General features: G+C 45.1%; 14 protein-coding genes. 11 read left to right on the top strand and 3 right to left on the bottom strand.

The genetic code is table 11. The annotated features are described in order from the left end of the window. Positions 1-173 precede the first annotated feature (173 nt). The 8 genes from rsxA to RJ41_RS02580 all read left to right on the top strand — a co-directional run bounded on the left by rsxA (position 174) and on the right by RJ41_RS02580 (position 9051). Positions 174-755 carry an electron transport complex subunit RsxA gene (gene rsxA / locus RJ41_RS02615; RefSeq protein WP_014975993.1) on the top strand — a complete coding sequence of 194 codons (582 nt, stop codon included), beginning with the start codon at positions 174-176 and terminating at the stop codon, positions 753-755. Further along, positions 755-1336 (top strand): electron transport complex subunit RsxB, encoded by a 582-nt coding sequence (gene rsxB, locus RJ41_RS02610; protein WP_014975992.1) that lies wholly within the window; start codon positions 755-757, stop codon positions 1334-1336. The genes rsxA and rsxB overlap by 1 nt, the downstream gene beginning before the upstream one ends. Before the next feature lie 5 nt (positions 1337-1341). Further along, positions 1342-4020: an electron transport complex subunit RsxC gene (rsxC, locus tag RJ41_RS02605; protein WP_039216699.1), complete on the top strand. Its 2679-nt coding sequence runs from the start codon at positions 1342-1344 to the stop codon at positions 4018-4020. Then, a complete protein-coding gene (rsxD, locus tag RJ41_RS02600) occupies positions 4020-5102 on the top strand; it encodes an electron transport complex subunit RsxD (RefSeq protein WP_039216698.1) in 1083 nt (360 codons plus the stop codon). Before rsxC ends, rsxD begins: the two co-directional genes overlap by 1 nt. After that, entirely contained in the window at positions 5102-5986 is an 885-nt protein-coding gene (locus RJ41_RS02595; RefSeq protein WP_039216697.1) for an RnfABCDGE type electron transport complex subunit G, read from the top strand. Before rsxD ends, RJ41_RS02595 begins: the two co-directional genes overlap by 1 nt. A 1-nt stretch (position 5987) precedes the next feature. Then, the gene (locus tag RJ41_RS02590; protein WP_039216695.1) at positions 5988-6680 is read left to right on the top strand and encodes an electron transport complex subunit E; all 693 of its coding nucleotides are present in this window, start codon (positions 5988-5990) and stop codon (positions 6678-6680) included. Between the two features lie 34 nt (positions 6681-6714). Then, positions 6715-7437, top strand: coding sequence for an endonuclease III domain-containing protein (locus tag RJ41_RS02585; protein ID WP_014975990.1), 723 nt, complete (start codon positions 6715-6717; stop codon positions 7435-7437). A gap of 195 nt (positions 7438-7632) precedes the next feature. Continuing rightward, entirely contained in the window at positions 7633-9051 is a 1419-nt protein-coding gene (locus RJ41_RS02580) for a M20/M25/M40 family metallo-hydrolase (RefSeq protein ID WP_039216694.1), read from the top strand. Between the two features lie 105 nt (positions 9052-9156). On the opposite strand, the gene RJ41_RS02575 is transcribed toward RJ41_RS02580, so the two are convergent. Beyond that, entirely contained in the window at positions 9157-9336 is a 180-nt protein-coding gene (locus RJ41_RS02575) for a hypothetical protein (protein ID WP_039216691.1), read from the bottom strand. A 169-nt stretch (positions 9337-9505) separates the two neighbouring features. After that, on the bottom strand, positions 9506-9718 hold the full coding sequence (cspE, locus tag RJ41_RS02570; protein WP_014948776.1) for a transcription antiterminator/RNA stability regulator CspE: 213 nt from the start codon (positions 9716-9718) through the stop codon (positions 9506-9508). A 907-nt stretch (positions 9719-10625) separates the two neighbouring features. Here cspE and gloA point away from each other — a divergent pair. Both gloA and glpQ read left to right on the top strand, forming a co-directional pair. Next, entirely contained in the window at positions 10626-11021 is a 396-nt protein-coding gene (gene gloA, locus RJ41_RS02565; protein WP_039216685.1) for a lactoylglutathione lyase, read from the top strand. Positions 11022-11164: 143 nt separating this feature from the next. Continuing rightward, positions 11165-12355 (top strand): glycerophosphodiester phosphodiesterase, encoded by a 1191-nt coding sequence (gene glpQ, locus RJ41_RS02560; protein WP_039216683.1) that lies wholly within the window; start codon positions 11165-11167, stop codon positions 12353-12355. Between the two features lie 43 nt (positions 12356-12398). On the opposite strand, the gene RJ41_RS02555 is transcribed toward glpQ, so the two are convergent. Further along, complete coding sequence (locus RJ41_RS02555; protein WP_039216681.1) at positions 12399-13271, bottom strand: flagellar protein MotY; 873 nt, start codon at positions 13269-13271, stop codon at positions 12399-12401. A 340-nt stretch (positions 13272-13611) separates the two neighbouring features. On the opposite strand from RJ41_RS02555, the gene rnt reads away from it, so the two are divergent. Then, positions 13612-14247 carry a ribonuclease T gene (rnt, locus tag RJ41_RS02550; protein WP_039216679.1) on the top strand — a complete coding sequence of 212 codons (636 nt, stop codon included), beginning with the start codon at positions 13612-13614 and terminating at the stop codon, positions 14245-14247. Positions 14248-14305 lie beyond the last annotated feature (58 nt).

The raw sequence follows: 14305 nt of genomic DNA, 5'->3' as shown, positions 1-14305 counted from the left end.
CTCACCCACTTCATTCTATTTTAATTCCTAAAACAACGCGTTTAGACATTAAATAACCCTAATTCAATCAAGTTGTTAAACCCGTTCTAAAAAGGGATAATAGACCTAATCTGTTTTTCTTTTTAATTCGCGGGCATTGTCCGTCAAAATTCCTCGAAGGAATTGCGTTATTCATGACTGAATTTTTACTGCTATTGATTGGTACAGTACTGGTTAACAACTTTGTGTTGGTTAAATTTCTCGGCTTATGCCCGTTTATGGGTGTGTCTGGCAAACTTGAAACTGCCATGGGCATGTCTATGGCCACTACATTTGTACTCACCCTTGCCTCTGCGTCGAGCTACCTAGTGGAAACCTATTTACTTGCTCCACTGGGCATTGGTTACCTTAGAACGCTGGCCTTTATTCTTGTTATCGCAGTGGTGGTTCAGTTCACAGAAATGGTCGTACACAAAACCAGCCCTACCTTATATAGATTGTTAGGTATTTTCCTTCCTCTTATCACAACCAACTGTGCAGTGCTTGGTGTAGCGCTATTAAACCTTACCGAACAGCATAATTTCATGCAGAGTCTTATTTATGGTTTCGGCGCTGCTGTGGGATTCTCTCTGGTACTGGTGTTATTTGCGGCCATGCGTGAGCGTTTAGCTGCTGCTGATGTACCTGTATCTTTTAAAGGTGCCTCAATCGCTATGATAACCGCTGGCCTGATGTCCCTTGCATTTATGGGCTTTAGTGGACTGGTGAAAGTGTAATGACGATATCTACCGCAATTATATTCGCCGTTGTTGCCATTGGCGTCCTTGCGCTTATTTTTGGCTTAGTTCTGGGCTACGCGAGCATTCGCTTTAAAGTTGAGGGCGACCCGCTTGTTGAGCAAATAGATGCCGTACTACCACAAACTCAGTGTGGCCAATGCGGATATCCGGGCTGCAAGCCTTATGCTGAGGCAATTGCTGAAGGTGATGATATTAATAAGTGCCCACCTGGTGGCGAGGCAACGATTAAAAAACTCGCAGATTTGATGGGAGTTGAACCTAAACCCCTTGATGCAGCTCATGGCGAAGAAGACGTTAAAAAAGTCGCGTTTATACGCGAAGACGAATGTATCGGCTGTACCAAATGTATTCAGGCCTGCCCTGTCGACGCCATTTTAGGTGCCGCCAAACACATGCACACGGTTATTACTGATGAATGTACAGGGTGTGACCTATGTGTAGATCCCTGCCCTGTCGACTGTATCGACATGGTGCCAATTGCTCAAACAACTTCTACATGGAAATGGGATTTTGAATCATCGCCCAAAGGTGATATCCCCATCAAAATGGTGTCGTAATTGTGATGTATCCAAGTTTTGATTCAATTATAGAAACCCTTGAAGCGGGAAAGATGTACTCATTTCCAGGTGGCGTACATCCCGACGATAAGAAATCTCTATCTAATACATCAGTAATAAAGAAACCGTCGTTACCCGAATTATTGATTGTTCCTTTAAGGCAGCACATTGGCTCAGAGGGTATCTGCTGCGTAGAAGTTGGCGATACCGTATTGAAAGGCCAAATTCTTTCGCAAAGCTCATCGCCTTTTTCTGTGCCAGTTCATGCGCCAACCTCGGGCGAGGTTGTTGCGATTGCTCCGCATGTTGTAGCCCACCCTAGCGGCCTAACAGAAATGTGTATTTCGATACGTCCTGACGGTAAAGACACATGGTGCGACCTATCTCCAGTAGCAAAATATAGCGACATAGATAAGAACAAGCTTATAGAAGCTATTTGCCAAGCAGGAATTTCAGGAATGGGTGGTGCCGGCTTCCCTACCCATATAAAAACCTCAACATCTAAACCTGTTGAGTTTCTTATTTTAAATGGGATTGAGTGCGAGCCTTACATTACTTCTGATGATCGATTAATGCGTGAGCACGCCTGGCAAATACGCCAGGGTCTAGACATTCTTACTCACCTTATTGGGCCGAAGGCCATTGTAGTTGCGGTTGAAGACAACAAGCCAGAGGCTTTCGAAGCACTTAATATTGCCTGTCAGGATAAGAAAGACTATCGCGTTGTTAGCGTTGAGACTAAATACCCTGCCGGCGGCGAAAAACAGCTGATTCAGGTACTGACTGGCCGAGAAGTTCCAAGAAATGGATTGCCTGCCGACGTAGGCGTGATGATGTTCAACGTTGGTACCTGCTATGCCATTGCAGATGCTATTTTACACGGCAAGCCGCTGATTGAACGGGTTGTTACCGTAACTGGTGAAGCCGTTGAATCACCAAGCAATTTTAGAGCGTTGTTGGGTACGCCCGTCTCTCATCTATTGGATGAAGCAAACTACAACCCGAAAAAACAGAAAGCACCTAAAGTGATTATGGGCGGGCCTATGATGGGCTTTACCTTATCAGACGCTACGATCCCCGTGGTTAAAACCACAAACTGTTTGCTGGTTCCTGCAAAAAAAGAGCTGGTAGACGACAATGCAGAGCGCCCCTGTATTCGCTGTAGCGCATGCGCCGACGCATGCCCTGCGTCGTTGCTCCCCCAACAAATGTTTTGGCACGCCAAAGCAAAAGAATACGATAAAGCCGAAGAATACGACCTTTTCGACTGTATAGAGTGCGGCGCATGTGCTTACGTTTGCCCCAGTGAAATCCCACTGGTGCATTACTACCGCCAGGCTAAATCTGAAATACGCATTCAGCGTGATGAAAAGAACAAGGCCGAAAAAGCTAAACAGCGTTTTGAAGCACGTAAAGAACGTTTAGAGCGCGAAAAACTTGAGCGCGAAGAAAAACATAGAAAAGCAAAAGAAGCACGATTAGCCGCCAACAAAGCCAAAGAAGAAAATGCAGTAGCCGATAATGCGAATAGCGCTGTTGATGCTGGCGCAACTGAGGCCAAGGACAAAGTAGCGGCGGCGCTTGCGCGTGCGAAAGCAAAGAAAGCGGCTATGCAGGCCAACGCAAAGGATGAAAGTAATACAACAAATACCAACGAACCAAGCACTGCGGCAGACGATAAAAAAGCACAGGTAGCAGCAGCTATTGCCAGAGCTAAGGCGAAAAAAGCCGCACAAGCCCAGAATGAAGCTCAACTTGAAAGCGCGGATAAGCAAGTTGAGCAAGCGTCACCGCCAGAAGATGATAAAAAGGCAAAGGTTGCTGCAGCAATCGCCAGAGCAAAAGCGAAAAAGGCCGCACAAGCTCAAAACGAAACGCAAGATGAAAGCGCTGTCGAACCATCAACCACAGAACAGCCAAGTAACCAGTCATCATCACCAGAAGATGAGAAAAAAGCTAAAGTTGCTGCCGCTATCGCTAGAGCAAAAGCAAAAAAAGCCGCGCAAGTCAGCCAGTCTGAAGCATCTTCAGCAGAAAAACCTGCGGGCTCTCAAGGCGAAAAGCATACCGAACTTTCCGATACTGAAGCTAATTCAGAGCTAACCGCTGAAGCGCAGAAAAAAGCGCGTATTGCCGCGGCAATCGCTAAAGCTAAAGCGCAAAAAGCTGCTAGAAATAGCGAAGACGGGCAGCCTGATAAGTCAGTTTCAGAGCAAGGTGCGCCAACTCAATTGGATGAGCAACCAGAGAGTCGCTCCAAAGAACAGCTAGATGAAAAGCAAGCTAGGATCGCAGCGGCGGTAGCAAAAGCGAAAGCTAAAAAGGCCGCTTCGCAAAATACGCAAGTATCTAGCCCTGATGGCGAGACTGATGCTAACAACGCTGCCTCGACAAATGAAGCTGACGAGAAAAAGGCGCGCATTGCTGCCGCAGTGGCAAAGGCTAAAGCAAAGAAACTTACTCAAGACAGTAATGGCAATGTAGCGACTTCATCAGATACTGCTGAGCAGGAAAGCAGTAAAGCATTTGAGCAGAGCGAATCGTCTAGCCGTGTAGGCCAGACAACAAGCACGCAAGCTCCATCTCAACCGACGGCACAAGATGAAAAGAAAGCGCGCATTGCAGCTGCAGTAGCAAAGGCTAAAGCAAAAAAAGTAGCAGCTGAACAAGAGAAAGAATCATAATGAAGTTAAGTTTATCGAGTTCACCACACCAAAGGGTAAGACGCGATACCGGCCAAGTCATGCGTATGGTGATTTACGCCATGATCCCCGGCATGATTGCACAATCCCTCTTTTTTGGTTGGGGAGTGCTAATTCAAGCGGTCATCGCAGTAGTGAGCGCCCTAGTTATTGAAGGCGTGATCCTCTTTCTGAGAAAACGACCTATTGAACGTACGCTGACTGATTACAGTGCGGTATTAACCGGGTTACTCATAGCCATTAGTATTCCTCCTACCCTACCTTGGTGGATGACGGTTACAGGTGTTTTCTTCGCCATCGCTGTGGCCAAACAGGTTTACGGCGGGCTTGGCTTTAATATTTTCAACCCTGCCATGATAGCGTATGTGGTACTGCTTATTTCATTCCCTGCGGCTATGAGCCTATGGCTGCCTCCTGCGACTCACGCTGGCATTACGCCAAGTTTCTTTGATTCGGTATCACTCATATTTACTGGTTTTACTACTAGCGGATACGATGTCACTCAACTCAAAACCATTGCCGATGGTGTAACCATGGCTACACCGTTAGACACATTGAAAACCGACCTAACGCAAGGCGTAACATACTCAGAATCATTAGCGAAGCCAATCTTCGATGGCGGGGTATTCGAAGCTGCTGGTGCTGGGTGGGGAATGGTGAGTCTTGCGTATTTACTTGGTGGCCTCTACCTTTGGAAGACCCGCGTTATCAGCTGGCATATCCCGGGAGGTATGCTGCTAAGCGTGTTTGTTTGTGCATCACTGCTTCATTTAGCAAACGCCGATTACTACGCTTCACCGCTATTTCACCTGTTTAACGGTGCAGTAATGGTGGGCGCCTTCTTTATCGCCACCGACCCGGTTTCAGCATCAACAACACCAAGAGGCCGCATTATATTTGGTGCAGCGATTGGCTTTTGGGTGGTAATAATCCGTACCTTTGGTGGTTACCCTGATGCCGTAGCGTTTGCGGTTATTATTATGAATATGGCGGTGCCTTTGATTGATTACTATACCCGTCCTCGCGTGTACGGCAAAAACGTTAAAGGTCGAGGTAAACACTAATGATGAAAGAAAGCTTGACCAAAAACGGCCTTATGTTAGGTGCGTTTGCCGTTGTTACCACAGCATTAATAGCACTCACTTTTTTTGGCACCCAAGATAAAATTGAGCTACAAAAGCAGCAAAAACTCCTAAGCGTACTTAATGAAGTCGTGCCTAGCGAATTCCACGACAATGCCCTTTACGCCAACTGCACAGAGGTCAATGCACCTGAACTTGGCAACAAAAAAGCCCACAAAATATATCGTGCGACGTTAAATGGCCAACCTAGCGCATTAGTATTAGAAGCCACTGCTCCAGACGGATACAGTGGAGATATCGATATCGTTGTTGGTGTAAAAGTGGATGCACACGTTGCTGGAAACACACAAGGCGGCTCGAGTACTGACTCGCTCGACGGTGAGAGCGAAAATCTCAATATCACCGCGTTAGCGCTCTCGGAATTGGCCGAGCTTGACTCAACACCTCAGAAGTCATCTGAGCAAGACGAGAATGCGTCCGATATTTCTGCGCCCAACACTAATAGAATCAGTATGAGGGTGCTTGGCGTGCGCGTTATCGAACACAAAGAAACCCCTGGGCTTGGCGATAAAATAGAGCTTGCCGTTAGCAACTGGATAACGGCGTTCAGTGACAAGCCTTTTTCACCCGACAATTTGGCGCCTTGGCAGGTCAAAAAGGACGGTGGTGAGTTCGATCAGTTCACTGGCGCTACCATCACGCCGAGAGCAGTAGTAAGAGCAGTACGCGAAGCCTTGCTTTATGCACAGGCCAACCAATCTGCACTTTTCAACGCTCCTAACACCTGCGCAATTACAGATTCCGTTGAAACAATTGATGCGATTAACGTGAATGAGGCTCAACCTCATAGTGTAGAGGAGCTATAACGTGACTGATTTTCGCGACCTGTCTTTACAAGGGCTTTGGAAGAACAATCCTGCGCTGGTACAACTGTTAGGTTTGTGCCCGCTATTGGCCGTTACCGCAACCTTTATCAATGGTCTTGGGTTAGGCCTCGCTACCATGTTGGTACTCATTGGCAGTAACGTTACCGTTTCACTCGTTCGTAATGTGGTAAGAAACGAAATCCGCATTCCCGTTTTTGTTATGATCATTGCTGCGTTCGTTACCATTGTTCAGCTATTAATGAATGCATACACCTATGACCTTTACTTAGCGCTAGGTATTTTCATTCCGCTGATTGTAACTAACTGCGCCATCATAGGCCGCGCAGAAGCCTTTGCGTCGAAAAACGGGCCGCTCGCCTCTGCCTACGACGGATTCATGATGGGACTGGGTTTTACCGCAGTGCTGGTCATTTTAGGTGGTATGCGTGAGATATTGGGTGCAGGTACATTGCTAGCTGGTGCAGACAGACTGTTTGGCTCAATTGCTGAGAACTGGACCATCACGCTTTTCAATACTGAAAATCCGTTTTTGCTTGCGATACTGCCGCCTGGTGCCTTTTTAGGTATGGGTCTTCTCATTGCTATCAAAAACAGTATTGATGCAAAGTTAGCCGCTAAGCAAACATTGCCTGCAGTGAAGGCTGAACGGGTACGCGTTACAGCTGAAAGCTAAACGCTAAAAATCAAAAACAAAAAAGTATTTAGAAATGAATGATGTAGTTAAGCCGGCCAAGCCGCTTTCTAAGCAGGAAAAAGTAAAAGAAATCATGCGAATACTGGATGACCTTTATCCGGAAATTCCTATCTTTTTAGATCATAAAGACCCATATACGTTACTCATTGCGGTTCTCCTATCGGCGCAATGTACAGATGAGCGCGTTAACCAAATTACGCCAAAGCTCTTTGCTCGGGCAGATAATCCGTACGACATGGTATTGATGAGTATTGAAGAAATTCAAGACATTATTCGCCCTTGTGGTTTATCTCCCATGAAGTCCAAAGGCATTTGGCATTTGTCTGACATGATCATCAAGCAGCATAACGGTGAAGTGCCTGCAAACTTTGAAGCGCTGGAAGCCATGCCAGCAGTGGGTCACAAGACTGCCGCTGTGGTTATGTCTCAAGGCTTTGGCATTCCTGCTTTTCCCGTAGATACTCATATCCACCGATTAATGTATCGCTGGGGGCTGTCGAACGGAAAAAGTGTAGAGCAGACAGAGCGTGACGCAAAACGTTTGTTCCCAAAAGAAAGGTGGAACGATTTGCATCTCCAAATCATTCTATATGGTAGAGAATACTGCCCTGCCCGCGGTTTCGACTTAAACAAGTGTGTTATCACACGCGAGTTCGGCAGAAAGAGTTTCATTAACGAAGTACTGAAGGAACAAGAGAAAAAACAAAAGTTGGCGCTTAAGAAGAAGCGTAAATAGAAACTTTCAGAGAGGAGCCTTAGGCTCCTTTTTTATTCTCCATTTATTTTCTCTTAAAAGAAATTTTGCGACTAACACACGACTTACGCTTGTGGTTTGCCTCGAAAGGGACAATCAAATTGGCTATGATGGATGGGTTAGAGTTTTGCTCGCGCAAATAAAAAAGAAATATAAAAATAAATCCATGGAGAACACATGTCTCGATTGAATACTATCGCTAGAAGGCTAGCGTTTGGTGCATTAGTAAGTGCATGCAGTTTTGGTGTTTTTGCAGAAACATCCCCCATCACTGACGAGCAAAAGAAAAATGCGGAAGCATTAATTCAAAAAGCCCTGAAAAGTGATTTAGGCTATAGCATTGTTGAATCACTAACCACTGAGATTGGCCCTCGCCTGGGCGGCTCTGAAGCAGAAAAACGAGCTAGAGATTGGGGCGTGGTGGTAGGAGAACGTCTAGGTTTTGATAAAGTCAGCGTAGAAGAATTCACTATGCCCTTTTGGGATAGAGGCCACCTACACATTTCACTCACGGCGCCTTATGCTCAACCGCTTTACGGCACAGCCCTTGGCGGTGCAGCGCCTTCTGAAAGCGAGATTAATGCAGACATCGTTTATTTCAGAGACATTCACGCGCTAACCGCAGTTAAAGATGGTGCCCTTAAAGGCAAAATTGCATTTGTCGATGGCGACGCCATGGTTAAAAGCCAAACAGGTGCAGGCTATGGTCAAGCGAACCAACGCCGCCGAATTGGTTGGCAACATGCTCAACGCGGCGGCGCTGAAGCGCTGGTCGTGCGCTCAGTAGGTTCAGACTCTCACCGTTTCCCTCACTCAGGCATGATGAGCTCAGACGGCGATAATTGGGCTGATATCCCCGTAGTCGCTATCTCAAACCCTGACGCAGACCATTTACGACGTCTACATAACTTAGGTAAACCGCTGTCACTGTCGCTTCACTCTGAATCGAAATGGAAAGGCGAAGTAAACAGCGGCAACGTAATACTGGATTTAGTGGGCAGTGAGAAACCCGAAGAGATTATCCTTATTGGCGGCCACCTAGACAGCTGGGACTTAGGAACCGGTGCAGTTGATGACGGCGCAGGCGTTGCTATTACCACGGCAGCTGCTGCATTAATTGCTTCACTGCCAGAGCGCCCAAAACGCACCATTCGTGTGGTCATGTTTGGCGCTGAAGAAGTGGGCCTATTAGGCGCCTTTGCTTACGCTAAACAGCACGAAAAGAACCTTAAAAATCACGTTCTGGCCACAGAATCTGACTTTGGTGCGCAAACTATCTGGCAACTAGTGTCAAATGTGAATCCCGAAGCGACTGTGCTAGTCGATGAAATTGCGAAGATTTTATCACCGCTAGGTATAGTGCGTGGCGGTTCAGACATTGCTGGCGGCGGCCCTGACATTATTCCGCTAGCAGCGAAAGGCGTACCAACGATTAGGTTAAATCAAAACGGTAGAGATTACTTTGATCTTCACCATACGCCAGATGATACCTTAGATAAAATTGCCCCCGATGAACTTGCGCAAAACATTGCAGCCTACGCAGCAAGTATATACTTGTTAGCCGATTCGGACGTTGACTTAAAAGCTAAACAATAGTTTCACGTTAGTAATCATCAAACAGTGGTCAGTGCATCTCGTGCTGGCCATTGCATACCAGTAATCTGCTTACCCTCGCCTCTGCTAGTCCGAAATGCTTACGTTTTATTGCGCTTGAATAAGCTGGGCAACAAATCGCTTTGCTTCTTGCCTTGATGGCAATTCTACATGCCGATAAGTATTCGCATGTTTATAGGCAACGGTTGTTTTATTTATGGAGATATTTGAAATTAACGCACCTGACATGGCGCTATTAAAGGTAGAGATAGAATCTTGAAATTGCATAGTAAATACTTCTTTTTTGATGTTATTTGTTTTGAATTCCTCGCAGGTTGGGTAAAGAAATCGAAAAACGATAATTAGGCTCTTGCGTGAACACTAAGTTTCAGAAAGAGCCCATATTTTATGAGGTCACTTCAGAAAAGAGAAATGACCTTTGATAAGCTTAGAGGTCTTATCGAACTACTACGTTAGCAGCTTGTGGACCTTTTTGGCCTTGTTCAACTTCGAAGCTAACTTCTTGGCCTTCTTTCAACGTTTTGAAACCGTCAGAAGCAATTGAACGGAAATGTACGAATACGTCTTTGCCGCCAGCTTCAGGAGTGATAAAACCAAAACCTTTTTCTTCGTTGAACCACTTAACTGTACCGTTTACAGAATTAGACATAATAAAAACCTTTTAAAAAAATTGATGTAATGGTGGAAGCCACCGAATAGCTATAGACATCTCCAAGCTAGTAAAGCAGTTGTATATCTATATAAAACTTCAATTTGAAAGATTTAAAAAAGAGGTACAGCGCAGTAATAGGTAAAGCAAATAACATATCTAGAGCGATGCGAAAGGTACAGGTTATTGTGAGTAATGTCTACTAGTTTTTAGTTTATTTTTTAACCAAAATACAACTTTTTTACAAAAATGTTTTTTGGAAGCTGAATACGTATGTTTGTTCAAGGCAGTTGAAAGCTAGGTTAGTCTTGCTTTTTTGCTATAGGTTTAAATTATGACAGACACGTACTCATTAACCTGATTCAAAATGAAGATCTAGGTAAGATGGTAGTGTACCTGTTGGGCCAGCCTCGCCGTCTTAAAATTGATAATATCGGTCTGTGGGGCTTTTGATACCAGTCCACATAGATAATTACCCACTCAGCGAGACTTAAAATGTTCGTAATCGCGGCGTGTTACCGCAGGTATAGTGGTTCTACATTAAGGTGACACAACAAAGAGTACGGACATTTTAAACTCGCCCTTCGGGAAGATCTGGCAAGCTTCCTAGCTTCATTCTGGGAATTTGAAAGGGAACAACTATTCCTGCACTCCCACGCTTCGCTAGGAAACTTGCCAGCACTTTCTGAGTGGGAAATTATCTATGCGGACTGGTATGTTACGATTAATTAGAATTGTAAAACTGTCTTAAAGCGTTAACATTTCCTTATTATCATAAGCGCGTGTCGTTTGCGTTTACTTATGAAAGTACTTTATGAATTTAGGAGTACAGAAAAGTAACGTCCAACACGCAATCACAATGCTGTGTGCCATCGAGTTATTCCGATGGCTCGAAAAGGAATCTGTTATGCGAATGCTTCACACCATGCTTCGAGTTGAAAACTTAGAAGCTTCACTTCATTTTTATACTTCACTCATGGGCATGCGCCTTCTTCGTCAGTCTGAAAACAAAGAATACGAATATACGCTGGCTTTCGTTGGATATGGTGATGAAGCTGACAGTACAGTATTAGAACTTACCTATAACTGGGGCGACAATTCCTACGATAAGGGTAACGCATATGGTCATATCGCCATTGAAGTAGATGACATCTATCAGTTTTGTGAGAATTTAGAAGCAAATGGTGCCGATGTGTATCGCAAACCAGGCCCTGTAAAAGGTGGGTCAACAGTTATCGCTTTTGTACGCGACCCCGATGGATATGCCATAGAACTCATACAAAATAAATCAATCTCGCTGTGATCAAGCTCGCAAGTATGAGCGCGAGAAGAAGCCCTTGATACTTAGCGCGATTTAAACGCTTTAGACGCTTTAAACACCACAGTATCACATACAAAAGTGTGGCACAGATTAGCAGCCAATTAAAACACATGGAGTGACGTTACATGCTACGAAATCGCTTGTTATTTACGCAAAACGCTAAAAGTATAAACCTAGCTGGAATAGCGCCAAGCCCGAATTCTAGAGCAAAGGGCAATGTAAATTTTTGCACTAAACCCAAAGCAAAACTAGCCGCTATTCTGCCAGCGTTACTTGTCGCTTTTACCGCTTCATTTGCTTCTGGCAATGCGTTTTCGGCCACTGCTACGTATAACGACCATGCGCAAACAATCGCTGATACAAAAGTGAAGGATGAAGAGCGATTTACGGTAATTGCCCATCGCGGCGCATCTGGCTATTTACCTGAGCATACTCTCGAAGCTGCTACTCTCGCTTTTTCATTGCGCCCTGATTTTATCGAACAAGATGTTGTTATCACCAAAGACGACATACCCGTTGTACTACACGACATTCATTTAGAAACGGTTACCAACGTAGAAGATGTGTTCCCGGCGCGCCATCGAGGTGACGGCCGTTATTACGCGCGTGATTTTACCCTTGAAGAACTGCGACAACTGCGGGTACACGAGCGCACTAATAGTGACGGGAGCCAAGTGTTTGCCGATAGATATCGCGGTAACCACGCTAACTTCAAAGTGGCTACATTAGCTGAACATTTTGAATTAATCAGCGAGCTAAATCGCCAATTTGGCACATCTGTAGGGGTTTATCCTGAAGTAAAGTCCCCTGCCTTTCACATTAAAGAAGGCATTGATGCCAGTAAAATCGTTGTAGATGCTTTAAATGCTTACGGATTTGGTGGCGAGAGCGGTAATAGCTATCTGCAATGCTTCGACTTTAACGAAGTTAAGCGCATTCGTGAAACCTTGGGCTATAAAGGTAAAGTTGTCATGCTGATTGGCGAGAACGACTGGGGCGAAAGCGACACAGACTATGAATGGCTACGCACACAGAAAGGCATGCAGCAGGTTGCATTGTATGCCGATGGTATAGGCCCTTGGTTAGGCCATTTACTCGATAAAAAAGCGATGGCTCAAGGAAAAATAGAAGCTGCGGAATGGATTAAATACGCCCACGAAAATAACCTGACAATCCACCCCTACACCTACCGACATGATGCACTACCGGCAGGTATGAGTTCAGAACAAGTCTTGGAAGTTTTAGACAACGTAATACATGCTGACGGTGTTTTCACCGACCATTTAATACCGGTATTAAGGTGGCGAGAAAAATAAAACTAACGCATTTTAAAGCGAGTGTAGGCGCAACAATTAGCGCCTACGATTTAGAAAGTCGCACCACCACGCGTCTGTTTTGGGCGCGGCTTTCTCGCGTATCGTTTGGCGCAATATGGCGTTTCTCACCGTGGCCTGTTAACTGAATTCGATCTTCAGGTACACCTAGCGTCGTCAAATAGCTTTTTACTTCGTTGGCCCGTCGAATAGACAATTGTTCGTTGTTGTAGCGACCGCCATAGCTATCGGTATAACCGTCAAGAAGCACAAGCTCGAGCTCGCTGTCTTCTTTCAAATATTCACCAATCATGGTTAAACGCTTTTGCGAATATTTGGTCAGTTCTGTGCTGTTGTTCTTATAAGACAATACCGTGTAGGCAATATCATCAAAACTAAATGGGAGTAGGTTCGAGACACACTTAACGAACTCTCGATACACGCCTGAAAAATTACTGGCGTTTAGTGCCACGCTCACCTGGTCGTATTTGTTATACCAGTCTTGGTAATAGATTGTGGGCCAAAAGCCTTTTTCCAATTCAGACAGCATAGTCCACGCAGCATCTTGGGGTAGATCACCGTTGTACTGTTTTCGAAGAGACATGTCGGCTATGGTTTTAGGCGCGACGCCTGGCATCCATTTAGGTGGTACAGAATAGACTGCAGCCATATCAAATTTGCTGGGCAGCAAATGCATGTCCAGCTCAAATTCCATGTTAAGTTGCTTCGATGCCGTGCTTGTGAACATGGCTTCACCGTAACCCGGTAATGCGTGGTTGAGAGTACACTGAAGGCGGGTGTCAGTATCGATACGCCAGTTGGAGCTTTCTATGGTTGCAGAATATTGCCGCATGGCAGCGTGGGAAGATAATGACCCCACTACCCCCAATAAAGCGATATATTTTAATTTCGACACCATTTCGACACCATAACGAAAATCAGACAAACACGGGCAAGAGACAATGATACGCCCCGAATCACCAAGCATATTGAATCGAATTAACTTATATAAAACACTCTCATTGAGCTTTTGAATTCATTACGCTTAATATGATTATCGTCCAAATTGTAGAAAAGTTTAGCGTTTAATACCATCGGAGTTTCGTACCATTGCTATACCCCTGATTTAACAACGTATAAATTGAAACTGGCAACTCGAAGGTATCCTTGCGATAATTCTTTTACGCAATATGCTTCGCAGGTTGGTACGCACTTGAGTCACCAACCAATTTACGCAATAGAGTCTTACAAGAGTGTTTATGTCTGCCAACCCGCCCCTTCTTTCCCAGCGCTTTCGAGGTTATTTTCCCGTTGTCATCGACGTTGAAACAGCCGGATTTAATGCAGGCACTGACGCCCTGTTAGAATTAGCAGCGGTAACAGTAAAAATGGATGAAAACGGTATACTTCATCCCGATCAAACTTTTCACTATCACATTGACCCCTTTGAAGGTGCCAACCTAGAGCCAGCAGCCTTAGAGTTTAATGGTATCGACCCAAATTGTGCATTACGAGGTGCGATTGAAGAAAGCGAAGCCATGAAGGACTTATGTAAAGTTATCCGCAAGGCGCAAAAAAATGCTGACTGCCAACGTTCTGTTATCGTTGCTCATAATGCAACGTTCGATCAGAGTTTCGTCAATGCTGCGATAGAGCGCTGTAATATAAAGCGCACACCGTTCCACCCATTTGTTTCGTTTGATACCACCAGTCTTGCAGGTCTTGCCTTAGGACAAACTGTTTTGGTAAAAGCGTGCCGTGCTGCAGGGATTGCATTTGATCAAAACGAAGCGCACAGCGCGCTATATGACGCCCAAAAGACCACAGAGCTATTTTGCTATATGGTAAATCGCTATAAAGCGTTAGGCGGATGGCCTGTAGAAAATAAAGAGTAGTTTTGTTCAAACTGATATAAACAAAAACAGCGCCAAAAGGCTAATGCCAGTCAGTTAA

Source organism: Alteromonas marina (assembly GCF_000808575.1).
Taxonomy (GTDB): domain Bacteria; phylum Pseudomonadota; class Gammaproteobacteria; order Enterobacterales; family Alteromonadaceae; genus Alteromonas; species Alteromonas marina_A.
The sequence above is the reverse complement of the archived record's forward strand: the minus strand, read 5'-3'. Positions and strand labels throughout refer to the sequence as shown.

Excerpts from the sequence above, each read along its gene's own strand:
- RJ41_RS02555 (WP_039216681.1), bottom strand. The coding sequence starts at position 13,271 with ATGGTGTCGAAATTAAAATATATCGCTTTATTGGGGGTAGTGGGGTCA.
- RJ41_RS02595 (WP_039216697.1), top strand. The coding sequence starts at position 5,102 with ATGATGAAAGAAAGCTTGACCAAAAACGGCCTTATGTTAGGTGCGTTT.
- rsxB (WP_014975992.1), top strand. The coding sequence starts at position 755 with ATGACGATATCTACCGCAATTATATTCGCCGTTGTTGCCATTGGCGTC.
- rsxA (WP_014975993.1), top strand. The coding sequence starts at position 174 with ATGACTGAATTTTTACTGCTATTGATTGGTACAGTACTGGTTAACAAC.
- RJ41_RS02580 (WP_039216694.1), top strand. The coding sequence starts at position 7,633 with ATGTCTCGATTGAATACTATCGCTAGAAGGCTAGCGTTTGGTGCATTA.
- rnt (WP_039216679.1), top strand. The coding sequence starts at position 13,612 with ATGTCTGCCAACCCGCCCCTTCTTTCCCAGCGCTTTCGAGGTTATTTT.
- gloA (WP_039216685.1), top strand. The coding sequence starts at position 10,626 with ATGCGAATGCTTCACACCATGCTTCGAGTTGAAAACTTAGAAGCTTCA.
- rsxC (WP_039216699.1), top strand. The coding sequence starts at position 1,342 with ATGTATCCAAGTTTTGATTCAATTATAGAAACCCTTGAAGCGGGAAAG.
- RJ41_RS02575 (WP_039216691.1), bottom strand. The coding sequence starts at position 9,336 with ATGCAATTTCAAGATTCTATCTCTACCTTTAATAGCGCCATGTCAGGT.
- cspE (WP_014948776.1), bottom strand. The coding sequence starts at position 9,718 with ATGTCTAATTCTGTAAACGGTACAGTTAAGTGGTTCAACGAAGAAAAA.
- rsxD (WP_039216698.1), top strand. The coding sequence starts at position 4,020 with ATGAAGTTAAGTTTATCGAGTTCACCACACCAAAGGGTAAGACGCGAT.
- glpQ (WP_039216683.1), top strand. The coding sequence starts at position 11,165 with ATGCTACGAAATCGCTTGTTATTTACGCAAAACGCTAAAAGTATAAAC.
- RJ41_RS02585 (WP_014975990.1), top strand. The coding sequence starts at position 6,715 with ATGAATGATGTAGTTAAGCCGGCCAAGCCGCTTTCTAAGCAGGAAAAA.